Consider the following 23290-nt stretch of genomic DNA (forward strand, 5'->3'; position numbering starts at 1 on the left):
CGTGGCCTTTGATGTTTGGCTCGAAAATCGCACGCCCTTCGCTGCCGCGACTCACCTCCAAATGGATGCTGATGGACAGGAAGTGCTTGTAACGATGTTGTCGGCCAGTTTCGATGTGCCGCAACCGAATGGTTCGCTGCGTCCCGCGGACGAACAGCTGCCAGTGGCATTCGGTGACGTGCCCTTCGGTGACCCAGCCCGCTCGTCGAGCCGGTACGAGGCCGACATTGCCCCCATCAAGCCGAAGGCGGAGGTAATCGTCAATGGCACGGCCCACGCTCCGAACGGAAAACCGGTGCGCGAGATGCAAGTAGGCCTCAGCGTCGCCGGCATTCGCAAGGTCCTCAACGTCGTCGGTGACCGCATTTTCGATTCCGGCAGCTACAGCGCGCCGCACCCTTTCAGGACAATGCCAATCGTATATGAGCGGGCATACGGCGGCACTACGCCCGATGGGACTGTCGAATCTCGCAACCCAGTGGGAGTCGGTTTTCGCCATGCGGCTTCCGCCGATCCGACCGTCAGGACGCAGGCCCCAAATATAACGTATCCGGGTGAGCCGTTTCTAAGCGCATCTGACCGCCCGCAGCCGGCTGGCTTCGGCGTGCTCGCGCGCGGATGGCAGCCGCGCCTCGGCTTAGCAGGTACTTATGATCAAAGCTGGATCGACACACAATGGCCTCTGCCCCCGAAGGATCTCGACCCTCGACACTATCTGTGCGCACCGACCGATCAACAATTGCCGCGGCTTGCCGGCGGCGAGGAGGTAACACTCATTGGCCTAACGCCGGATGGGCGCTGGAGCTTTCGCCTGCCAAGGGTCACCGCGCCCTTGAGATTGATCTATGATGACAAGGTGCAAGAGCAGTCTTTTGTACCAGACACGATCATCATCGAGCCCGAAATTTCGCGCGTTACCCTGAAAGCAAGGCATTCAACCACAACGCGCAGGAATGCCCCGAACATACGCGAGATCGTCTTTGGCCACGTTACGCCAGCTCTTCTTTTGGCTCGACGCAGGGGAAAGGAGTATCGCTCCGCCCTTGGCGGCGATGGAACGATACCGGATCGACCGGTGTGGCGACTATGAAGCGACCGCTTTATGTCTCGGGGGCTGGGGCGGTTACCGCAGCGGGATTGAACGCTCGGCAAACCCTCGCAGCGATTCGGGCAAGTCTGTCTGCTTTCGAAGACGCCGTGCTTGCTACGCCATTTGGCGCTACCCAGGTCGTGGCGCGAATCCCGGCTCGCTCCCGACTGCGAAGGACGGAGGGGCAGTGGCTTGTCAACATTGCGGCGCGGGCAGTCCGCGAGACATTGCTGACCGGCAAAATCAATTCCGAAGCGACCGCCATTCTGCTTACTCCGCCGGAGAGCTTTCGCAATCATCCGGCCTACGCCGACATCGCACCGGCGGATTTTCTGGCCGCGATAATTGCGACGACCGGTCAGAAGTTCCATGCTTCCTCGCGCGCAGCAGACGGCGGCGCTGCCGCAAGTATCGGGTTGCTGGAGCGCGCGGCGGAGTTGATGGAACTGCAGGACGTCGAACAGGTCCTGCTCGGCGGCGTCGACAGCCTCATCAACGCCGTGGATTTGGCTCGTCTTGGGCAGGCTCGTCGCCTCAAGAGTGAAGAGAACGCGCAAGGCCTGATTCCCGGCGAAGGCGCAGCCTTCATCCGGTTGACCCGCGCTCCCGACGGAAAAGCGCAGATCCAAGTTGCTATCCATGGCGTGGGCCTAGCCCACGAGACGGACAGTGTTCTTTCCGAGCGTTACAGCCAAGGGCACGCTCTGCTAGAGGCGTTACGCGACGCGGTAAAGGGATCAGGTCCCTCTGAGCCCGACATTGATTTCGTCGTCAGCAACGGCAATGGCGAGCGCTACAGCGGATGGGAGCAGATGCTCACACGACCGCGCTTCTACCGGACGCGACGGGAAATCCTGCCGACCGCCCTCCCGGCGATGACAGTCGGCGACATAGGGGCTGCCAGCGGGGCTCTTGTGCTGATGTTGGCAGCCGACAGTTTCCTGAAGGAGTATGCGCCCGGTGCGACCGCCGCCTGCGAGCTCGCCTCGGAGAATGGCCTGCGCGCCGCAGCGGTGTTGACCCACGTCAGGGGGCGGTAAGTAACCAGTTCATTCAAAAAAGACCCTTATGGATAATGTCATGTCCAGGCTGGGTACCGGCGCGTGGCACGCCAGTCGGCAAGCGGCGCATCGGACGTAGCAAGTGCGGCTCGTAACGCTCCGATCCGCAACCGGCGCATCGATTTGAAAGGGCGGTGAGAGTGCCCGCCCCGGCCCTCGTCCCACCATTCCTCGACCTTGTCGGCCACCGGCAGCGAGGTCTCGTCAAGATGGACGAAATCCTTGCCGAGCGCAGCCGGATCGACCGCAAAGAGGTCGGTATCGCCAAAATCAACTTCGAAGAGGTCGCGAAGCGCTGCCCCGGAAGCAACGACAAGGTCTGGTTCGCGCATTTTCTCTATTAGCCACGGCATCACCATGCGATTGCCGAGCAGACCAATGGAGGCCGTGGCAACGCCACGAAGCGCGGGCTGGTCCAGATGCGTCTGGAGCCAGGCCTTCCCGGCCGCCGTCGTCCTCGTCAACAGGCCTATCTCGATCGCCGGTCCCGACAATCCCGAGTCCGCCGTCACGATCTTGTCAATCACGGGTTGGGCGGTTCGAATTTCGCCCAGCAGGCAAGCGGCTACGGCAGCCGTGAAGCGCTCGGCGGGCGTCTCGCCGTCAAGTCCAGTCAACACCTCTGCAAGGAGATCGCGTCGTTTGACCGCTCCGGCAAGCTTGACTGCGCGTCTGCGCACCCTCAGGTCCGAATCTTTTGTCAAATTGCGAAGCCACGGCCCCGCATCCACCCGATGATGCCACAGCGAAGAGAGGCCGAGGCTGCGACGCAACGCGTCCCTCGTATGAAGCCAATCCGCCACGAATGGTCGCAGGCTCTCACGCGGCGTACGGGCGATGGCCGCGGAGAGGCTCGACGTGCCGACATCACCGAGCGGCCCCGCAGCATCGATCGCGACGGTCACCAGATCGGCGTCTCCCCAGCGCAGAGCTAATGTGCCCAGCACGAACAGTTCGCTTGGTTCAGGATAGTCCGTGAAGCGTGCTAGAGCTGCTTCCCAGCCCGCCGTGCCGGCGGCCAAAAGTCCTTCGAGATTGGCCTCCAGCCGCTGATCTAAGCGACCTATGTCGGCAGCATCCAGTATGGGAGCATCGATCTCTCTGCGACGGCGTTGCCAGAGGAAGGCCGCATCTTCGGCATGCTGGTCCACGATTGCAGCGATGGTCGCGACCCGATGCATCGGCAGCGCCTCAGTTGAGATGTACGGCCCCACCGCGAATACGGTTAGTTCCACTGGCCTGGCTGGTCAACTGGGTGCCTCGAATGGTCACGCGGCCATTCTTCTCCAGAATGATCGAAGCCACCCCGCAACGCAGCTCAATGCGCTCATCCGCGGTGATGACGAGACGATCCCCATCACGAACGACCGGCAGTTTCTTGTCCTTATGAGCCGGATCGACGATGCGTCCAACGACGAGCGGCCGCGCAGGGTCGCCCCCCTCAAACATCAGAGCCAGTTCCGAACCCACCGCTGAGGGCCCCAATTCCGTCAGGCTACGAGCCGCAACCGCCGTTTCGCGCTGATTGCCCGCGAATACAACAAGCGGTACTCCGGCATCGAACCCGATAAGCAGGCCGATTACAACCCCGTCAATGCGATCCAGAACTTTCATCGTGACGCCCTCAGTTATTGTTGATGGAGCTTCCCTTGATAATCACGTCGCCGTCAGCCTTGACATTTATCTTGCCGCTGCCCTTCAGCATGATGTCTTTACCGTCGGCGACGATGGTCCCATCTTTTTTCATGGTGATCGTTGCGTCGCCGCATTTTAGCGTGATCGAGTCACCCGCCTCGATCACCAGATTCTTGCCAACATTGATCGAACTGTCCTCGGCTATCTGGATGGCGCTGCCTTTCCCGACCTTGAGCGCATGCGCGCCACCGACGTCGGTGCCGTCATCCGCGCCAATCTTGGCGCTTCTTGCCTTGGCTATTTCGGACGATTGCGCTCCACCCACAGCGAAGCTCTGGTCCGCTCCGATCTGGATGCTCTGAGTTGCACCCACCGACCAGTTATCGGCAGCGCCTATGCTATGGCTTTGGTCTATCCCGACGCTTACCGATCGCGACGCCCCGATCGCGTTCGTCTGCGAAGCGCCGACTGTTCGGGCTTCAGCGGCTCCCACCGTGTCTACGCGGGCGACACCCACCGTGACCGTCTGGTTGAGACCCACCGTCTGCGAATGGTTGGCGTCGATGTTCTCCGTCGAGTTGGCGACGACATGGATGGTCTCATTCGCCATGACCGTCAACGAACGGTTCGCGCCCACGGTCTCGGTATCGTTGCTGCCGACGTTGGTGGTCTGGTCGACGCCGACCTTGACCGTCTTGTTGTTGCCGACGTCTTCGTCAAGGTTATGGCCGACCGAGTGCTTGGCGTCGTGGTCGATGCGGTCGGACTGGTCGTGCTGAACGGTCTTGTTGCGATCGTGTTTGATCAGCAGATGGTGGTCCTTCTGCGCCTGGAAATTGACCAGCTCTGAGCCGGCCTTGTCCTCGAACATTAGTTCGTTATAGCCGCCGCCGCCCTTTGACGAGTTGGACTTCCAGCCCGATTGCGTCGCATTGGCCGGCAGTCCGTAGGGCGGCATCTCAGCGGCGTTGTAGACCCGACCCGTGATGATCGGCAGGTCGGGATCGCCCTCGATGAAATCGACTATAACTTCCTGGCCGATGCGAGGGATCTGGATGAAGCCCCATCCGCTCCCGGCCCAGGTCTGCGACACGCGCACGAAGCAAGATGAGTTCTGGTCCTTCTTGCCGAGGCGGTCCCAATGAAATTGCACCTTCACCCGAGCATATTTGTCGGTGAAGATCTCCTCGCCCGACGGGCCGACCACGGTCGCGGTCTGCGGTCCGCGCATGATCGGTCGCGCCGTGATGCGCGGAGGCCGGTAGGGCAGTTTGGTGGGCGCGATGCCAAGCACGACCTTGAAATTCTCGCTATGGGCTTCGTTCTGGGTCCGGTAGCCTGGATCGAACAGCCGATATACGGCGCTGATCACCAGATAGTCCTGGTTCTGGTCGTCGCGCGGAAAACTTTCCAGCGTGAACTTGCAGCCTGAAAAAAGCCCCCGTACGGTTCCCACCGCCGTGCTGTGCTGGTGCAGAGCCTGGAGTTCCTCGCGGCGGATACCCGCAATCTTATCGCCACGCCCGACATCGAGATGCGCGCCGGGCTGACGGTAGTTTTCACCCGAAGCCTCCCGATGGGCGAAGGGCTGAGCGGACTTCGCCATCAGGTCAGCGCCGGGCTTCTCGAAATCATAGTCTGTATGAACGTAGGCGCCTGGACGCACGGCGCTGCCCGGAATCCATTCGGTAATGTATTCAACATCACGGCGCGAGCCATGGCCTTCGAAATTGTAAAGCACCTTCTCGTAGCCTGGCGCCGGCTTCAGCTTACTCATGGCATCGCACAGCACCAGCGTGTGCTTGCCCTCATCGTGCTCGAAGAAATAGAAGATCCCTTCGTGCTCGAGCAGCCGCTGCACAAAATCGAGATCGCTCTCATCGTACTGCACGCAATATTCGCGCGAGGGATAAGACCCCTGCAGCCGCTTCTCGAACTTGGCCATGCCGTATTTCGAGAAGATCTTTTCAACGATCTCGACAGCGGTCATGTTCTGGAAAATGCGGCAGTCGGTGGTGTTGCCGAGGAACCAGAGCCATGGCCTGACGCTGGCCTCGTAATAGGTCAACCGATCCTCTATGCGGGTAAGTGTGAAATCCGACACCAGACCGCTGAACCAGCGCTTTGGATCGGATTCGCCTTCGACGGAAACGACGCCGCCTAGCATCTTCAGCGGATCGATCTCACGGCTCTTGCTGACGAACCCCACGGTATACGCGAAACATCGGCTGATCTCATCACGGCCGACGAGATGGGTAAAGGTCAGCACATCGGCCCCAACCGGCGTCTGTAGAACCGTGGCACGTTCATTCGGCATGGGTCGTGCCCCTCCTCAACGCGGCCGCCGGGATGATGGATTGAAGCCCCGCTCCGTGAACGGCATCACGTTCACAGCATCTGACCGCCGCAAGCTAGCATATCTTCGACGGCGGCCAAATAAAAGCAACGCATGAACCTGGCGAGCATTGTTCGTGGAAGGCGCCTCTCCCACTGCGCCGGCAAGCTGCTAGAATGCCTTGGCATTTCAGCGGACAGTGGGTTTCAATGTTCATCTCGCTTCAGATCAGCAATGTCGACCGGCTGCCGCCAGGGGTCGCCACGAGCTATGCCGCCCGCGACCGGGGCTTCGAAATCGGGCGCGAGAACTGCGACTGGACGCTGTCCGACCCTGCCAAACTTATCTCGGGGCGACATTGCGAAATCCGCTATCAGACGGGCTCGTTCTGGCTATACGACCTCTCGCGCAACGGCACTTTCGTCAACGGCTCCAGCCAGCGCCTGAATGCGCCGCATCGATTAACCCGAGGCGACCGGCTGCTCATCGGCCACTATATCATCACCGTTTCGATCGACGAAGAGCGCGTTGCCGCCGGTAATCCGCAGGCCAGGACCGGTTCGACGCAACGCGAGTTGCCGGCCTCGACGGGAGGGTCGCTTGAACCCGGCAGCGCACCATTGCTCACTCCGCCAGATGGCCCAGGCCAGGCAGCGAAAATGTCAACGTCGTCGGCGCCGACGCCCGGCCCTGATGTCCCAGTCAAGCAGCCGGCGGAAGCCGACCGGACACTTGGCGATATCGCCAGGGCGGCCGGCTTGTCGCCGGAGCTGTTGGCGTCGCGCGACCCGCATGACGTCGCTGCCGAGATCGGCGCGGTCTTGCGAACCACAGTCGAGCAATTGTCCTTGCTGCTCAAGGCGCGCGCGGCGGCCAAGGTGCTCGCTAAGAGCGCGCATCGCACGATGATCGGCGCCGCGGACAACAACCCGCTGAAATTCGTGCCGGGCACTGACGACATGCTGGAGATCATGTTTGCCAAGCGGCGGGCGGGTTATCTGGATGCCAAGCGGAGCATCGAGGATGCGTTCGACGATCTGAAGACCCACGAAATCGCAACCTACGCAGCCATGCAGGCCGCGCTCTCGAGGCTGCTCGACGACCTGTCGCCGGAGGCAATCGCCAGAAGAATCCCGCCCGCCTCCTTTTCATCGAGGAAGAGCCAAGCCTGGGATGCGCTCGTCGCGACGTGGCGGACGATGGAAGACAAGCACGAAAACGGCATGCTGGATGTCTTTCTTGTCTATTTCGCCGAAGCGTACGCCAAGGCTGGCAAGCAGAAATAACCGGGCGCCAGATGGCGTTGCCAGCTCGCCAATTAACCTCAAGGAAAGGAAAGCCGCTTCCTCTACACCCTGCTTTCCGATTTCAATCGGCTTCCTGTGCGACTAGAATGGCATAGGAGCGCTTGCCAGGCTGGCAGAGCGGCGCGGCTTGGGTGTGTGCAGGAATGTCCTGTTTCGGCAAGATCAGAGTTTGCATCCGGCTCGCTGCTGATACTGAGCCTCGTATGCGGCATTCCTTCTGTCTGAAAGACGCCCATTGGACTTCGTCGGTGGTGCATCGATGAGCTCGAAGGACGATTCCTCCGAGCCTCCGGATAAAACCGTCATCCGCGTGCAACGGCCAAGGCAAAGGCCGCTCGTGGCTCCCGCTGGTTCCGGTCTGCAAAGCGTGCCCCCTCTCCCCTCACCCGCCAGGGAATCGACCGTGTTCGACCCCGGCGCCGGCCGGCAGTTGCCCCCCGGCTGGTCATCGGGAACCGTGGTTGTTCAGGACAACGAAGCGGTTGCTGCAAAAAGACCGGTGTTGCAGCAGGATGCCTTGCTCCACGCCACCGCTGGCGTGAAGTATGCCGCGGCCAATCCCATCCTCGCCGCCGCAGCCCCCTTGCTCATGCTGTGCGGCCAGTTGCGGCTGACGCCGGTCGAATGCCAAGCGGCCGCTTTGGCCGAGCATATCGCGGACACTGTCGATAGCTTCGACCGTGCCACGGCCAAAGCCGGAATTGCCGAACAAGACGCGCGGATCGCCAAGTTTGCGCTTTGCGAAACAGCCGACGACCTCATCGGCAATCTGCCCTGGCCGGACAAGCATACCTGGCTGCGGCACAGTATGGTGATAAAGTTCTTCCACACGCAGCCGACAGGGACGGGCTTTTACGAGGCGCTGAACAATATCCTCGCCAAGCCTGAAGGGCATTGCGACCTGCTCGAATTGATGCATGCCTGCCTTTCGCTGGGCTTTCAAGGCCAGTATCGAACATTGTCCGGTGAGCGCAACACGCTCGAGCGCGTCCGGCGCGACGTCTACGACACACTGCGCTATTTCAGGCCGCGAGCCGCAGACGAGATTTCCCCCAAGTGGCAAGGCATGGCGGCGGCGATGCCCAGGCCAGCAGGGCGGCTGCCGCTGTGGGCGATCGCAGCCGCCGCCGCGACCCTGGTGACGGTAGCCTTTTTCTTGCTTAGGATATTGATCACCGACGAAGGCGATGTCACTGCCAGCGAGTTGCTGGCGCTCAATCCATCCAGCCCGGTTATGATTGAACGGGCCAGCGTGGAGGCACCCGCCGAACCGGCGCGAGCCGACCCGCCACCACCTATGCCTGCAAACACCACGCAGATCGACCGCATCCGCACTGCACTCGCCAGGGAGGTCGCGAGCGGAGGAGTGAGCGTCGGCACCAAGGGCGACTTCATCGTCGTCGAGATCAGCAACCAGCTGTTGTTCGTGTCCGGCCAGGCCGGAATAACGGCACAGTTCCAGCCGATCGCGACAGACATCGCCTCGGCGCTCGATGCCGAACCCGGACCGATCAAGATCGTCGGCCATACCGACAACGTGAAGCCGAAGAAGTCGAGCACATTCAAGTCGAATTTCGATCTTTCTGTGGCACGTGCAAAAGCGGTGCAGGCGATGATGGCCAAGCAATTGAAGGACCCGTCGCGCCTGAGCGTCGAGGGCAAGGGCGAAGACGAACCCATTGCCGACAATGCGACCGCCGACGGCCGCGCCAAGAACCGCCGCGTCGACGTGATACTCCCAAAGCAGGACGCGTTATGAGCGGGCGCGGCGAGGAGCTGATCGGCTGGGTGCTGCGGATCTTCAGCGCGCTTGCCCTCGTCGGCTTCTCGGCCGCCGTCTGGTATGCAGGACCCCTGATCCGCTTCGCCGACACCCGCCCGCTTGGGTCGGTGTGGCTCAGGGCACTCATCATCGGCACGACCGCCATCGTGCTCGCGTCTTTCTACGGCATTCGCTTCTGGCAAAGACGCAAGGCGCAACAGGCGCTCGAAACGGCCATTGTGCGCGGCGACGAGCGCAACGACGATTCACCGGTGCTCGAAGCGCGCATGAGCGAAGCCATCGCGACGCTCAGGCGGACGAGCCGCAAGCGCAACTTCCTTTATGATGTCCCCTGGTACATCGTCATCGGTCCGCCAGGCGCCGGCAAGACGACGGCGCTGGTCAACTCCGGCCTCAACTTTCCGCTTGCGGGCTCCGGCAACGCCCAGCCGGTGACTGGCATCGGCGGCACGCGGTCATGCGACTGGTGGTTTACCGATGAAGCCGTGCTGATCGATACGGCCGGCCGCTACACGACGCACGAATCGGACCGCGAACGCGACCAGGCGAGCTGGCTTGCATTCCTGGGATTGCTCAAGAAAACCCGCCCCAGACAACCAATCAACGGGGTGATCCTCGCCATCAGCCTCGCCGATCTCATCAGCCTCGACGACCAGCATATCGATGCGCATGTCACCGAGATAAGGAGCCGTCTGCGCGAATTGCACGAGACGCTCAAGATCCAGTTCCCCGCCTATCTCCTTTTCACCAAGGCCGACCTCTTGTCGGGCTTCATGGATTATTTCGGTGGCTTTGATGACGCGCGCAGGCGTCAGGTATGGGGCGCGACGTTCCAGACCGCCGATCGCACAAGGAACATGGCCGGCGAGGCAGTGGCCGAATTCGACGCTCTGGCGCAGCGCTTGGCAGATGAACTCGTCGAACGCTTGCAGGAAGAGGCCGACCCGGTGGCGCGCATCGCCATCTTCGACTTCCCGGCGCAGTTCGGCGCCCTCAGGAACCGGACCGCGCATTTCATCGGCAGTTTGTTCGATGCCTCCCGATCGCGGGTGAATGTCAGCTTGCGGGGCCTCTATTTCTCCTCGGGTACTCAGGAAGGAACACCGTTCGACCAGGTACTGGGCACAATCGGGCGCAGCTTCGGCACCGCCTCGCAGGCGCATCTTTCGGGCACCGGCAAGAGCTTCTTCCTGCACGATCTCCTGACCAAGGTGATCTTCCCGGAGTCAGGTTGGGTATCTTTCGACCGGGCGGCCGAACGGCGCGCCAGACTTGCGAGATTTGGTGGCCTCGCCGCGATTGCGCTGGCGACGTCGACGGCGCTCGGCGTGCTTGGGCTGAGCTTCTTCGCCAACGAGTCCCTGATCACGTCCACCAGGCAGTCCATGGCCCATTATCGCGACAGCGCCGATGCGCTGCTCAAGAGCCCTATGGTGAGCGACGTCGACCTCGAAAATGTGATCGGCCCGCTCGACCAGTTGCGCAACCTGCCAGCGGGATTCGAGACCGGCGACCAGGGAAAGCCGATCGAGGAGACGTTCGGGCTTGGGCAGCGCGACAGGCTGCTGTCGGCCGCGAAGGATGCCTATCGGCAAGCGCTCGAGCGGACATTCCGCTCGCGGCTCCTGGTGCAGGCGGAGCGGACCATCCAGGCCAAGATTGCCGATCCAATCGCACTCTACGAGCCGCTGAAGATCTACCTGATGCTCGGCGGAAAGGCTCCGAAGGTCGATAACGAGTTGATTGTTTCCTGGATGAAGCAGGATTGGGAAGTGAACCGCTATCCGGGCGAGAACAACCGCGAGGGCCGCGCGCAGCTCGAAAAGCATCTGCGCGCGATGCTTGCCCTGGACGACGCCTACGATCCCGTCTTCGAACTCAACCAGCCATTGATCGAAGCCGCGCAGCGCTCGCTTGGCCGCATGAGCCTTGCCGACCGCGCTTCGGCGCTGATCAAGTCGGCGGTCTACGCGGCGAGGCTGGAGAGCTTCCCAGTCGCAGCAAAAGCCGGACCTGAGGCACAGCTCGTGTTCGAACGCGCGGATGGCGGCGATCTCGCCGATCTCGACATTCCCGGGCTTTACACGCGCGACGGCTTCAACCGTTTCTTCCTGCCGCAGCTCTCGCGCATCGCGCAGATCCTCGTCAACGACCAATGGGTGCTTGGCGGCGGCGGGGAACAGGGCGGCATCGACCAGGACCTGCCCAAGCTCGGTCTAGAACTGATCGACCGCTACGGCAAGGAATTCTCCGCCGCGTGGAACGGCGTCCTTGACCAGCTGATGTTCAAGGCATTGCTCGAAGACAAGCCGCGATATCTGGCTCTTTCTGCTCTCGCCGCGCCGGACTCGCCTCTTGCTCAGCTCTCCACGGCGATCGCCGACGAGACCGCGTTGACAAAGGATGAGATGGTCGAGGGCCAAGGCGGCGCGGCGCAAGAGAATCTCGCCAGCATGGCCAAAGGCCTGGCTCGCATCGGCCTGCAGATCGCCGGCGGCAAGTCGCAGAGCCGTGCCGGCTCTGGCTCGGCTGTCGCACACACTGCCGGTGCGAGCGTCGAGGCGCAGTTTCGATCGTTCCAGTCCCTGGTTAGCGGCGCAAACGGAGGGCGGCCGATCGATGCGTTAACGCGGAATTTCCGCGATATCTTTCAAAGCCTGAGGCTTTCGGCCGATGACCCCTCACAGACCGAACGCGTCAACGCCAACCTGCAGCTGCAGATCTCCACGCTGCGCGCCAATGTCTCGCGTCTTCCGAAGCCGCTTGCGCGCATGGTCAACGCGGCAGCGGACGAGTTTGCTGGCAGTGTCGCCGAAGCCTCGCTGGCCAACCTCAACCAGAACCTCGACCAGACGGTCACACGAGCCTGCGAGGAGGCGGTCGGCGGGCGCTATCCCTTCGCAAGGGACGCCACGCAAGAGATCTCGATAGCGGATTTCGCCAGGCTCTTCGCGCCGGGCGGGCTGATCGACCGTTTCTTTGCGCAGAACCTTGCGTCGCTGATCGACATGAGCGGCCAGGAATGGACCTGGAGACAGGATGCCCGCGCCGGCCACGACTTGGCGAAGTCGACCTTGAAATCCTTTCAGTCGGCCGCAGAGATCCGCAGCGCCTTCTTTCCGTCCGGCGGCTCTGTGCCCTCGGTTTCGATGACCATCACGCCGTCTACGCTCAATGGAGACGCAGACAACGCCGTTCTCAACATTGACGGCCAGACCATCCAGAGCAGCCAGACGGGCAACGCGCCGAGCACGGTGACGTGGCCAAACAGCACAGCCTCGGCTTCCGCCAGCCTCACCTTGATGCCGCAAATGCCCGGCCGCGACTCGGCTATCAAATTCGAGGGATCGTGGGCGTTCAAGCGTCTGCTGGACAAGGCGACCATTACCGCCAGCGGCGAAGCCCGCTTCGTGATCGGCGGACGCGACGTCGCTTACATGATCCAGACCGGACCGGCGGCAAATCCCTTCCTGTTGCCAGCCCTGGCCGACTTCAGCTGTCCGAAGGCGTTCTGACACGGCCCTGTTCAAGCGCAGCGCCGGCTGCGGGCACTCATTTTGGTACTCTAATGGATCCGCTTATGGCAAAGTGGCCTGGGCACGCTGCCCGGGGTTGGTCACAGGGGACGCTCGCGAAGCGCTAGGTGGCAAATTGAGCACTGTCGCCGTTTCCATCGAAAGCTTCGGCGTGACCCATAGAGGCTGCGTGCGCGACCACAACGAGGACAACTATCTGATAGAGCCGCAGACCGGTCTCTGGGTGGTGGCGGATGGCATGGGCGGGCACGAAGCCGGCGAGGTCGCGTCCGCCAGCATCGTTGACCATCTGGCAACGATCGGCATAGCGAGCTCGGCACCCGACCTTCGTGCGCGCTTCGAAGACCGTCTGAGCCGCGCCAATTCCGAGATCCGCGAGATCTCGCGATCCCGCGGCATCACCATCGGCTCGACCTTCGCCGCCTTGCTTGCCATGGATGGACGGTTCGCCGGGCTGTGGGCCGGCGACAGCCGCATCTATCTGATCCGTGACGGGACAATCTGTCAGGTCTCGAAGGATCACACCGAGGTCCAGGAACTGGTGGATCGCGGCATGATCAGCGCGCAAGAGGCGCTTACCTGGCCGCGCCGCCACGTCATCACCCATGCAGTCGGGGTGAGCGACGAGCTGGAGATCGATTTCCAGCAGGGCGAGTTGATGGCGGGGGATGTTTTCGTCCTGAGCACCGACGGACTGACGGCTCATGTCAGCGACGCCGAGATCGAAGCCGCAGTCAGATCGGCAACGCCGCAGGCGGCGTGCCGGAGCCTGCTGGAGACGGTGCTGGCGCGCGGCGGGACCGACAATGTGACCATCGTACTCGTGAAGATCGGCGGCGGGCGCAACGGTGCGCCCCATACGGATCGGTCCGGACCGGAGAGCCTGGCGAGATGAGCGACGACGATAAGACGCGGATATCGACCAACGTTACCTATGCCGGCGCCGGCACGCAGCTCAGCGGCATCTACGAACTCGACGAGAGGATCGCGTCCGGCGGCATGGGAGAAGTCTATCGCGGCCACAACATCCAAACCGGCGATCACGTGGCGATTAAGATCGTCCTGCCCGAATTCGCCCGTGACCAGACGATCCTGTCGCTGTTTCGCAAGGAAGCATCGATCCTCAACCATCTGTCGCATGATGCGGTGGTTCGCTATCACGTCTTCACCATTGATCCGAAGATCGGCCGCCCCTACCTGGCAATGGAGTTTGTGGACGGCCAATCACTGTTTGATGTGATGCGTCACGGAGCGATGCAGGGAGAAGACGTGCGGCGCCTTTGCCATCGCTTGACCTCGGGGCTGGCGGCTGTGCATCAGGCGGGCGCGATTCACCGCGACCTTTCGCCGGACAACATCATCCTGCCTGGCGGGCGGGTGGAGCACGCCAAAATCATTGATTTCGGTATCGCTCGCTCCGCGACCGCAGGCGGTGAAACGCTGATCGGTGGGAAGTTCGCCGGCAAATACAATTACGTATCGCCCGAACAGCTCGGCCTCTATGGCGGCGAGGTCAGTGAGCAGTCCGATATCTATAGCCTCGGCTTGGTACTCGCCGCCGCACTGCGCGGAAAGCCACTCGACATGAGCGGCTCGCAGTTCGAGGTCATCGAAAAACGCCGGACCGTCCCAGACCTGTCTGACATCGATCCCGAGTTCCACGATCTCCTCGGCGCCATGCTGCAGCCCGACCCGCGCGATCGGCCCGCCAGCATGGCCGAGATCGCCAGGGCGACGCGTGGCGAGGATGTCGAGCTCACATTGCCGCCCGTATCGTATGGTTCGCGGGAACGCTCCGGCTTGCCGCGCGCCGGCTGGACGGCACTGCCCACCTCCAGGCTCGAGCCTTCGGCATCTCCGGGCGAACAACGCTTTGTCGAGCATGTCCGGCCGGCGCATCTGTCGCAACCAGAGTCGGCGCCGACGCCCGGCCCGACCGTTCCGGCTAAGCCGCGAAATCCGGGGCGGATGCCGGCCATCGCTGGCGCCCTGGTGACGCTGGCGGTCCTGTTGGGGGGCGGCCTTTATGTCAGTGGCATCCTGGCGCGGCCGCCGGCCGAAGAGACCCCCAAGCCTCTGACATCAAAACCGGTGGTGCAGAAGCCGCAACCGGAAGCATCGCAACCGCCGCCATCATCACCGCTACAGCCGGAGCCGTCAAAACAAGACAACGCTGCCACCGAACAAACGGCAATGCCACCTGCGCTGCCGGATGCTCAGGTGAAGACCACAATACCGGCCGCGGACCAGGCGGACGCAGCAGGCGAGCAGAAACCGCAGCAGGCCAAGCCCCCCGAAATGCCGGTGCCGACCCCGCGCCCCGAGCTGCCATCGGCAACAAAATCACAGCAGGTCGCCCGCCAGGAGCCGACGGGCCAGCCGGTGACCGCCGACAGGCAGGCGCCTATGGTGCCGCCCATCGGCGAGACCGCACCATCCATGGCTCAACCCGAAGCAACGGCTACTCCGCCGGTCGAGATCAAGCCTGCCGAGACGCCGACCGTGACCCGGTCAAACGCGGTGTCGGTGGCAAAGCCCGAGGCGAAGGCGAACCCGCCGCAGCCAGTCGGCGAGCCGCCGGGGACGTCGGCGCCAAGCCAGACGCAGGCAGAGGGCAAGCCGGCGCGGGAAGCAAACCCGCCGGCGACGAAACCAAGCGCAACCGAGCTGGTCGATAAGCTTTCCAAAATGGCCAAGCCGGAGGCTTCCTCGCCGACGATTGCGCAAAGCCCAGTGCCGGCGCTGCCGGTCAGCCCGCCGGCTCAGCCGATGCCGCCGACTGCGATCGCCAGCAAGCCGCTGCCAGCCGCGCCGTCCGAAGCGGCGAACACGCCGCAACCGTCCCAGCAACCGCGGCCGCCGTTGACCACGCGGCCCGAAAACACCGACGTCGCCATCAACATGCCCAAGCCGGCGGTGCCGCTAGCGGCGGCAGTCGACGAGACGGCGCAACGTGCGTCATGGGTGCGCGACTTCAGTGGCGGCGACTGTTTCTACGCGTCGCTGACATCCCAAAGCGCCAGCGCCGCCGCAATCGAAGGCTTCGCAACCGCCGTGCAGCCCTTCGAGCAGATGCTCAATGACTTTCAGTCGAGGTTCCATCTCGAGCCCGATATCAGCGTCCGTGTCATCGACCAGCCCCAGTGTGAAGTGACCAGGTTCCTGCGCTTGCTCGACCGCAACCATGTGGAAAGGCCGCAACTGGTTCTCGACCGGACGGCGGTGCCGGACGGCTCGCCGATCAGGGGCACGCTGGCAACGCATGGCGGGCTCGTTTCCAACGTCATGCTGATCGACCACAGAGGCATCGCCTTCAACCTTGATGACCGCATGGTGGCGCAAGCCGACAAGGCGACTTTCAGCATACCGATTGGTTTGGGCGCCGCCGACAAGGCGGCCGGCAAAGCCCTGCCGCAGATCATGCTGGTGATCACCGGACCGCACGACATTCGGGCCGCGAGCTTCTCCAGGCCGACACCAGCCTCCGACCTTTTGCCAAAGATCCTCGAGGAGATCGAGTCCGACGGCTCGCAATTCTCCGCCGCCGCGAAGTATTTCAGGCTCGGCGGATAGATATGAACGCCGATGGACCTTCGCGCCCTGCATTTATTTTGCCCGCCTTCCGCACGCATAAAGCGTAGCTGGTCTGGACGCTTGCTGGCCAACCGCGTCGCGTTTTCCGCGCTGTTGGGCGCAGCACTGCTCCTTGCCGTCTCGACCGACAGCGCGCATGCGGAATTCACCGTCTGCAACCAGACCCTCGACGTCGTCAATCTCGCCGTCGGACAAAAGATCGACGATGCCGACCAGACCGACGGCTGGTGGACCATTGGCGCCAACCAATGCGTGAACGTCATCCGCGAGGAACTGACCAACCGGTACGTATACCTCTACGCGACCGACGTGTTCGGCCATGCGATTCTCAGCGGATCGACCGAAATGTGTGTTGATCGCCACCGCTTCTCTATCCGTGGCATCGACGAGTGCTGGCAGCGCGGTCACATCGCGGCCCGTTTCGTCGAAGTCGATACGCTCGAGCAGGTGCGCTGGACCTATTTCTTGACCGGAAACGGCCCGTGACGCACGGTATCGACACGAGCTTCAAACAAAAGAAGTTGGCGCGCCAGAGCGAGCGCAGACGCAAACTTTGGCACCGCTTTCTTGCTGGCCTTGCCGCGCTCACCGTCATTGCGATTGCCACCGGGTTTTATCTCACCCGGGATGACTGGTCGTTCGGCGACGAGAATGAAGAGCTGCATCCCGTCGAAGGTTTGGATGACATACCCCCCGACGCCTCGGTCTATGTGCCGGCCATCATCGATCTTGCCGGTGACCCGATGTGGATCACGCTGGCACCCGATGACGAGACCGCCACGAAGGGCCGCACGATTGCGCGCCCGGCCGAACTCGACGGTTCCGGGGCTTCGCCGCAGATCGAGATCCTGTCCGACGTGATGTTGAGCGCCAGCGAGAAGTTCATGACGACGATCCCCTCCACGCAGGAGGATTTTGCCTTCTTCCAGGCGCAGCGGCAGGCTGCTCCGAAGCCCTCCGCCGCGGCACCCGAGGGCCACGAGCCGACCCCGCCCGAACCTGCCGTCGCGCCCGAGGATCAACGCGATGATCTGGCGAACGACCTGCAGGCGGCGCCTGAAGGGGGGGAGATGTCCCCGGGTTCGGCGCTCAAAGCTGACGCGGACGACCCCGAGGCCGGCTGGGGCGAGACCATTGACCAGGGCGAGAAAGCGCTGCCCGCCTTTGAGAAGACCGCCATTGAGAACAACACCACGGTCGCAACCGTCATCAGCGATTATCAGCGCTACGAGGCAACAGAGGACACTTTCGTGAAAGTCCTCAACGAGCGCAGTCTGGACAGCGTCGCGCTCGACGCGCATTTCTCCGCGGACGATGCCAGGCTTGCGGGCGAAGCGCTGAAAGCGGTGTTCAACCGCGATCGGCTGGAGCCTGGTTTTGTGGTCGCCCTGCGCGGTCTCCGGCCGAACCGTGAGACGACGACCATGTCGCTGATGCAGATCTCTGTCTACGCAAGGAACCTTTACGTCGGCACACTGACCCGCAACGCCGGGGGCGCCTTTGTTGCAGGCGTCGATCCCTGGGTGCGCGAGGACCTCTTCAACTATTCCGGTGGCTCGGATCAGGGTGGGCCGAAGCGGCAGTACCGTCTGCTCGACGCAATCTACTCGACGGCGGCGCGCAACAAGGTGCCGACCAGCGTGATCGGCGAAGCGATCATGTATCTGTCGAGAGGGCAGGATCTGGACGACTTCGCCGGCGAGGACCAACGCCTGGTGCTGATCTACTCGCAGACCCCGCGCGGCCAAGGCGAGATTTCCGGGCGGGTGCTTTACGTCGGCGTCCTCGGTAAGGACAAAAACCTCGACTGCTTCGTGTACCAGCAAGCCGACGGGCAGTATGCCTGCGTCACCGGCGATGATCAGGTTCGTTCGCAGACGGTCACCAACGGCATGATCACGCCAGTGAGCGGGGTGATGACGTCGACCTTCGGCCCGCGTAGGCATCCAATCCTCGGAACGGTTCGAATCCACAAAGGCGTCGACTGGGCAGCCCCCGTGGGCACGCCCATCATGGCCGCCTACGACGGCGAGATCAGCTTCCAAGGCGACGGCGGCAGCTATGGCAATCTGGTCAAGATCACCCATTCAAACGGGCGCGAGACGCGCTACGCCCATATGCAGAAATTCGCCATTGCCAGCGGCGTCGGCACCAAAGTGAAGGCAGGCGACGTCATCGGCTATATTGGCACGACCGGGCTCTCGACCGGACCGCATCTGCATTTCGAACTTTATCAAAACGGCGAGGCGATCGATCCGCTCGGGACGGTCACCACGGTTGCCAGCGCTGAATCCCCCAGCTCTGGCCGATCCGCAGGCTCTGGCGATGCCGCGGTCGAAACGCTAGCCGACCGGATCGTACATGTTGAAAGCGGCGGCAGCGCCCGCGCCAAGAATCCCAACTCGTCGGCAACCGGGGCTGGCCAGTTCATCACCAAGACCTGGATCCGGATGATGAACACCTATCGTCCCGATCTAGCCCGTTCGCTCTCGACCGCCGACCTGCTCGCGCTTCGCTATGACGTGACGTTGTCGCGTGAAATGGTGCGCAATCTGGCGCGCGAAGGCGAAGCCTATCTGCGTGCCCGCGGCCACCAGATAACCGCGGGTCGCCTTTACCTGTGCCACTTCCTTGGCATGGAAGGAGCGCACCAGGTGCTGGCCGCGTCCGGCACGTCGCAATTGAGCGCCGTTTTGGGTTCAGCGGTGATCGAGGCCAATCCCTTCCTCATCGGCAAGACCGCTGGCTATGTCATCGACTGGGCCGAGCGGAAGATGGGTCAAAAAGTGCCGCGCGTGGTGACGGATGCTGGCCAGCCGGCGACGACCACCGAAGTTCGGCAGACGTCACCGGAGTTCGAAAAATACAAGCAGGCAATAACAGCGCTGCTCAATTCTGTCCAAGGTGTGCTTGAGCCAGGCTAATGCATATCTTTGTCAAGGATGGTCGGCGAGCCTACTCGGTCCTGACACGCATCTCCACCCGGCGGTTGACCGGATCGTAAGGGTTGGCGACCCGCGGATGCGATTTGCCAACGCCGATTGCTTCCAGTCTGGCCGGTTCTACCCCGTTGGTTGTCAAGAATGCCGCCACCGATTGCGCCCTTCTCTGCGAAAGGTCCTGGTTGTACCGATCCGAGCCGGTCGCATCGGTATGCCCCTCGACGACAAAGCTAAAGGTGCTCAGCCGATTGTCCTTGAGGGCCTTTGCGAACTCATCGAGTTCGGTGCGCGCGATCTGGTCGAGTTGAGCCGAATCAAGGGCGAAATTGATCATCATGTCGAGACCAGCTTTTTGTGGGGCTGAGCCGGTCTTCTCCGCCTTGCTCTTGCACTCTTCCTCCGTACCGACGCAGATGCCGCGCGAGGCACCGAGATTGCCGGGCTGATTGGCGAAGAACTTCACGATGTCTTCCGACTTTTGAAGCGGATCGGCACAGACGTGCGTTGCAAGAAGCATGGCCGCCAATGCCAAGGTTGAACTGACCCATCGCATGACCGTCACTCCAGTGTGAGTGGATTTGCTGGCGCCTACCATAGCAAATCAGGAAGCGATTGTCTGTGACCAAACGCATGCTGCTCGTGGCGACCACCTGTTGAGGTCTGACGCTTGACCGGCGCTCGCTCACAGGCTTGAGTGCTTGTCTGCTGGCTCGTGGGGATGTGGCAGCCATGGCTAATGAACTCGGGTACAGAACGGCACGGGATCTGTTCATTGCTTGTCCCGCCATCGCCAGGGACATGAAATCGCGGGCCACGGGTCAGCCGCCCCTAGATTTTTGCCGTAGCCTGCTTGCCGGGCGCGTGCCGGAAGAAGCAGTCACGTTCTGTGCCTACCTGCTACCCGAGCGAGCCGCCGTCTGGTGGGGACATGAATGCTTGAGCAATGTCGCCGAGCTGCTCGCTGGCCAGGACCTCGAATTGCTGGCGCTTGTCCATGCCCGCGTCGGCGAGCCTGACAATCTTCAACATCAAGCAGCCTTGAGCAATTCCTTGCAGCTGCCGCCGGCAACGCCGGCCGCCTGGATCGCACTGGCAGCGGTATGGCGTCACCCGACCCTCAAAATGGAGTCCAGCGGATTCCCCGCCGCCCATGCCGTCAATGCCGCAATCCTGGCGGGACTGGCCCGCGTGGCGCTGGCGGACCGATTTACCTTGCTTTCCGCCTTTGTCGAAATGGGCATCGAGATGGCTCAGCTTGAGGCGTAACGGGTTCGCCGTTCGCCTCCCCTGCTTGCCCTCCCTCGTCGCTGGCACCAGCCCAGCACTACTACTGGCAGCCGCCTTGCGCCCATCTGGCCAGCGCGACCTTGAATCGGGTACCCATCGGATGCTGAAGGCGAAGGACCGAGACGTCGTTGGCAGCGAAATTCTTCGCCTGCTCGCAAAGCCGGGCCTCGTTCCACTCATGGCAGCTGTCGCAGTGCTTGCCTTCCCACACCGACTTGTCGAGACCTTCTACCGGACTGAAAAGCGGTTCGCCCTTGATCAATTGGGCGATGCTCTTGCCGTCGATCACCGGATCCCCGAACGTGACCGGGCGATCGAAAAAGATTGGCCCGTCAGTGGCAAGCTTCGGGATCTTCGCTCGAAGAACATCGAGCGCAAGCTGGTCGTCAGTCTGGGCTGACGAGCCGCCGGTGTTGCGCGTCCCGGAGCTGGCTTCATCAGGCGGGGTGCTCGCTTCACCCACGATCAGCGGCGCGTTGAGATCGACCTTGTGCAGGACAACCTCGGTGGTCAGGGAGACATTGGTCCAGGGGCGCTGCTTACCGCCTGTCGCCCTGAAGACGTCCCTGGTTACCCTGTTCATCGCTTCGGTAATGGAGACATTGGATTCGCCAATGTGCTGAAGCAACGCCGTCGTGAAGGACGAGTGGTCGCCGGACCCATCATAGGCGAGCTGGTTGGGACTGGCAGCGAACGCAATGAGCGTTCCCGCACCGCCGTTCTCAATCCCAATTTCCGCAAGCCCGCTGCTTGCACCTTTGATGCCCGCGGTCTTGGCCAGCACATCGACCAAAGGATTGTCCCGGCAAGCGTCCAGAAATACCAGCCCGATGCTGGTCTCGCGAGACATCTGCCGCAAAATGAAATCGACCGACACGGCCTCAAAGTCGAGCGAGGTTTCGTCCTCGAGTGCGGCATCCACCGGAAGCAGGTAGTTCTTGCCCGAGACCTGCAAGCCATGTCCGGCATAGAAGAAAAGCGCGATATCGGCGCCGCGCACCTGCTTGGCGAACTGGGCGACGGTCGCTTGCGTCTGCTGCTTGGTAAGGTCGAAACCGGAGACGACCTCGAAACCAAGGTTCTGCAGGCGCTCGACCATGGCCTGCGCGTCGCGCGCGGGATTGGCGAGCGGCGCGGCGTGCTGATATTGCGAGTTGCCCAGCACCAGCGCGACACGACGCTCGGCAGTGGCGGCGGTCAAGGTGAAAAGCAAGACCATCGTGACAAGGCCAGTGCCGCGAAACAAGCCTGCGCAAAACGCCAATGGACGGGAGCCCACCCTGACCTCAGTTCGCGAGCTTCGTGGCGGAGAATTCGATGCGCCGATTGAGCGCCTTGTTCTTTGCCGTATCGTTGGCGGCAACCGGCCGCTCCTCGCCATAGCCGGTGGCACTGATCTGGCGGCGCTGCAGGCCATCGGCGACCAGCGCATCGGCAACCGCCCTGGCGCGCTGTTCCGATAGCGTCTTGTTCGCCTCTGGCGAACCGTCCGAGTCCGTGTAGCCGGTGACCTCAACATTCAGGGTCGGGCATTTGCCGACCACCCCCTCGACCTCGGCGAGCAACGGACGGCTCTTGGCATCAAGTCGGGCGCTGGCTGCACGGAAGTAGATGGCTCCGGTGCGCGACAAAACAGCAAACCGGTTGAGGCACTCCTCGTCGCTGAAATTGGCTTTCGCAGCGTCGGTGGCCACGGGGCCGACTTCGGCGGCGTTGGCTGCGACTGTCTGCACAGCACCCGGCTTGCTGCCCTCGGCAACAAAGACGAAGTCGAAGGACACCGACGCAGTGGGCACTATGTTCGTCACATTGGCGGCCTGCTGCAGCTTGTCGACGTTCGGCAGCAGGCCGAAGTCCTCCACGTGCACCGCAACGGGAGCCTCGGAAGCAACCGAGACCTGAGTATCACTGATCATGGTGACGACGACGCTCGCCTCCAGATCCTTGTCGACGCCATGCAGGCTGAGCCGGAAGGGCAAGCTTGCCTTGATGCGGCGCTTGGCTGGCAAGTCGGCAAAGGCCGCCGGGTCCACCTTTGCCGTCAGCTCGGCCGTTGGGTACTTGAACGTTTCGAAGAACAGGAAGCGCATGCGCACATTGCGGAGGTCGACGCCGGTGTCGACGGAATTGAGATCGAAGCTGACCTTGGCATCACCGGCGGAAGTCAGCGTGCCGGTAATATTCCTGATCTTGTTGGTTTCGACGATCGTGTTCTTCTTGACCGACTGATAGGTAAGCACCGAAGCGTCCGGATCGAGCGTCCAGTTCGGCGCGGCACTCGCCGATTGCGGTCCGAGGAATAGCAGTCCCAATATCGCTATGACGACAAAGCCAGGACGCTGCGCTTTTGCTCGCGCTCGCCAGAATGCAACGACTTCGAACATGGAACGCCCCCGCCAGGCAACCCGATCCAACTAACGGCATCGGCGCAATCATAGAGCACTTGTCCCTGCTTGGCGAGCAGTTCCAGCGCTTGCGAAACCTACGATTGCCCTGCACTTGTGGTGCGCTGTGGTGGCGCTATCCCCCCCAGCCGCCACCGCCACTACTGCCACCGCCGCTACCGCCGGCGCCACCGCCGCCCAAGGGCGCAATGACGGGCGCGGTTTCCTTCTTGACCGGTGTGAGCAGTTTCTTGGCGCTCACATTTTTGTGCTTCACCACCTTTGGCGCGGTCGTCGTACCGACCGACTTCGTACGATGTGTCGTCGTCGTAGGCT

At 62.3% G+C, this 23290-nt stretch carries 16 protein-coding genes; 10 read left to right on the forward strand and 6 right to left on the reverse strand.

All coding sequences use genetic code 11. The annotated features are described in order from the left end of the window. Window position 1 precedes the first annotated feature (1 nt). Both LB571_RS03575 and LB571_RS03580 read left to right on the forward strand, forming a co-directional pair. A complete protein-coding gene (locus LB571_RS03575; RefSeq protein ID WP_141907353.1) occupies window positions 2–1090 on the forward strand; it encodes a DUF2169 domain-containing protein in 1089 nt (362 codons plus the stop codon). A gap of 227 nt (window positions 1091–1317) precedes the next feature. After that, window positions 1318–2130, forward strand: coding sequence for a beta-ketoacyl synthase N-terminal-like domain-containing protein (locus LB571_RS03580; RefSeq protein ID WP_224585564.1), 813 nt, complete (start codon window positions 1318–1320; stop codon window positions 2128–2130). A gap of 38 nt (window positions 2131–2168) precedes the next feature. Here the strand turns inward: LB571_RS03580 and LB571_RS03585 are convergent, their stop codons facing one another. Genes LB571_RS03585 through tssI form a run of 3 tightly spaced genes read right to left on the reverse strand, consistent with a single transcriptional unit; the run spans window position 2169 to window position 6103 of the window. Beyond that, window positions 2169–3332: a hypothetical protein gene (locus LB571_RS03585; protein WP_224585562.1), complete on the reverse strand. Its 1164-nt coding sequence runs from the start codon at window positions 3330–3332 to the stop codon at window positions 2169–2171. Between the two features lie 10 nt (window positions 3333–3342). Then, a complete protein-coding gene (locus tag LB571_RS03590; protein ID WP_141907350.1) occupies window positions 3343–3765 on the reverse strand; it encodes a DUF6484 domain-containing protein in 423 nt (140 codons plus the stop codon). A gap of 10 nt (window positions 3766–3775) precedes the next feature. Next, on the reverse strand, window positions 3776–6103 hold the full coding sequence (gene tssI, locus LB571_RS03595) for a type VI secretion system tip protein VgrG (protein WP_224585560.1): 2328 nt from the start codon (window positions 6101–6103) through the stop codon (window positions 3776–3778). A gap of 227 nt (window positions 6104–6330) precedes the next feature. Here tssI and tagH point away from each other — a divergent pair, with 227 nt between their 5' ends. The 7 genes from tagH to LB571_RS03630 all read left to right on the forward strand — a co-directional run bounded on the left by tagH (window position 6331) and on the right by LB571_RS03630 (window position 19265). Continuing rightward, window positions 6331–7407 carry a type VI secretion system-associated FHA domain protein TagH gene (tagH, locus tag LB571_RS03600; protein ID WP_224585557.1) on the forward strand — a complete coding sequence of 359 codons (1077 nt, stop codon included), beginning with the start codon at window positions 6331–6333 and terminating at the stop codon, window positions 7405–7407. Between the two features lie 280 nt (window positions 7408–7687). Continuing rightward, entirely contained in the window at window positions 7688–9187 is a 1500-nt protein-coding gene (gene tssL, locus LB571_RS03605) for a type VI secretion system protein TssL, long form (RefSeq protein WP_224585629.1), read from the forward strand. Continuing rightward, the gene (gene tssM, locus LB571_RS03610; RefSeq protein ID WP_224585556.1) at window positions 9184–12726 is read left to right on the forward strand and encodes a type VI secretion system membrane subunit TssM; all 3543 of its coding nucleotides are present in this window, start codon (window positions 9184–9186) and stop codon (window positions 12724–12726) included. The genes tssL and tssM overlap by 4 nt, the downstream gene beginning before the upstream one ends. A 136-nt stretch (window positions 12727–12862) precedes the next feature. Next, a complete protein-coding gene (locus LB571_RS03615; protein ID WP_224592379.1) occupies window positions 12863–13642 on the forward strand; it encodes a PP2C family protein-serine/threonine phosphatase in 780 nt (259 codons plus the stop codon). After that, window positions 13639–16320 carry a serine/threonine-protein kinase gene (locus LB571_RS03620; protein WP_224592382.1) on the forward strand — a complete coding sequence of 894 codons (2682 nt, stop codon included), beginning with the start codon at window positions 13639–13641 and terminating at the stop codon, window positions 16318–16320. The genes LB571_RS03615 and LB571_RS03620 overlap by 4 nt, the downstream gene beginning before the upstream one ends. A gap of 12 nt (window positions 16321–16332) precedes the next feature. After that, window positions 16333–16827 (forward strand): DUF1036 domain-containing protein, encoded by a 495-nt coding sequence (locus LB571_RS03625; RefSeq protein ID WP_181171465.1) that lies wholly within the window; start codon window positions 16333–16335, stop codon window positions 16825–16827. After that, window positions 16824–19265: a M23 family metallopeptidase gene (locus LB571_RS03630; RefSeq protein WP_224585627.1), complete on the forward strand. Its 2442-nt coding sequence runs from the start codon at window positions 16824–16826 to the stop codon at window positions 19263–19265. The genes LB571_RS03625 and LB571_RS03630 overlap by 4 nt, the downstream gene beginning before the upstream one ends. 31 nt (window positions 19266–19296) lie before the next feature. On the opposite strand, the gene LB571_RS03635 is transcribed toward LB571_RS03630, so the two are convergent. Beyond that, on the reverse strand, window positions 19297–19800 hold the full coding sequence (locus tag LB571_RS03635; protein ID WP_224592986.1) for an OmpA family protein: 504 nt from the start codon (window positions 19798–19800) through the stop codon (window positions 19297–19299). 212 nt (window positions 19801–20012) lie between these two features. On the opposite strand from LB571_RS03635, the gene LB571_RS03640 reads away from it, so the two are divergent. Next, window positions 20013–20549, forward strand: coding sequence for a DUF6931 family protein (locus tag LB571_RS03640; protein ID WP_224585550.1), 537 nt, complete (start codon window positions 20013–20015; stop codon window positions 20547–20549). Between the two features lie 61 nt (window positions 20550–20610). Here LB571_RS03640 and LB571_RS03645 read toward each other — a convergent pair whose 3' ends face one another. Further along, window positions 20611–21771: a caspase domain-containing protein gene (locus tag LB571_RS03645; RefSeq protein WP_224592384.1), complete on the reverse strand. Its 1161-nt coding sequence runs from the start codon at window positions 21769–21771 to the stop codon at window positions 20611–20613. 85 nt (window positions 21772–21856) lie between these two features. Beyond that, entirely contained in the window at window positions 21857–22954 is a 1098-nt protein-coding gene (locus LB571_RS03650) for an OmpA family protein (RefSeq protein WP_224592387.1), read from the reverse strand. Between the last annotated feature and the right edge of the window lie 336 nt (window positions 22955–23290).

The organism is Mesorhizobium sp. BR1-1-4, from assembly GCF_020165375.1.
Lineage (GTDB): Bacteria > Pseudomonadota > Alphaproteobacteria > Rhizobiales > Rhizobiaceae > Mesorhizobium > Mesorhizobium australicum.

What these genes read in the sequence shown, in the direction of transcription:
- tssM (WP_224585556.1), top strand. Translation starts at nt 9,184, where the DNA reads ATGAGCGGGCGCGGCGAGGAGCTGATCGGCTGGGTGCTGCGGATCTTC.
- LB571_RS03650 (WP_224592387.1), bottom strand. Translation starts at nt 22,954, where the DNA reads ATGTTCGAAGTCGTTGCATTCTGGCGAGCGCGAGCAAAAGCGCAGCGT.
- tssL (WP_224585629.1), top strand. Translation starts at nt 7,688, where the DNA reads ATGAGCTCGAAGGACGATTCCTCCGAGCCTCCGGATAAAACCGTCATC.
- tagH (WP_224585557.1), top strand. Translation starts at nt 6,331, where the DNA reads ATGTTCATCTCGCTTCAGATCAGCAATGTCGACCGGCTGCCGCCAGGG.
- tssI (WP_224585560.1), bottom strand. Translation starts at nt 6,103, where the DNA reads ATGCCGAATGAACGTGCCACGGTTCTACAGACGCCGGTTGGGGCCGAT.
- LB571_RS03625 (WP_181171465.1), top strand. Translation starts at nt 16,333, where the DNA reads ATGGACCTTCGCGCCCTGCATTTATTTTGCCCGCCTTCCGCACGCATA.
- LB571_RS03635 (WP_224592986.1), bottom strand. Translation starts at nt 19,800, where the DNA reads ATGCTTCTTGCAACGCACGTCTGTGCCGATCCGCTTCAAAAGTCGGAA.
- LB571_RS03620 (WP_224592382.1), top strand. Translation starts at nt 13,639, where the DNA reads ATGAGCGACGACGATAAGACGCGGATATCGACCAACGTTACCTATGCC.
- LB571_RS03640 (WP_224585550.1), top strand. Translation starts at nt 20,013, where the DNA reads ATGGCTAATGAACTCGGGTACAGAACGGCACGGGATCTGTTCATTGCT.
- LB571_RS03585 (WP_224585562.1), bottom strand. Translation starts at nt 3,332, where the DNA reads ATGCATCGGGTCGCGACCATCGCTGCAATCGTGGACCAGCATGCCGAA.
- LB571_RS03590 (WP_141907350.1), bottom strand. Translation starts at nt 3,765, where the DNA reads ATGAAAGTTCTGGATCGCATTGACGGGGTTGTAATCGGCCTGCTTATC.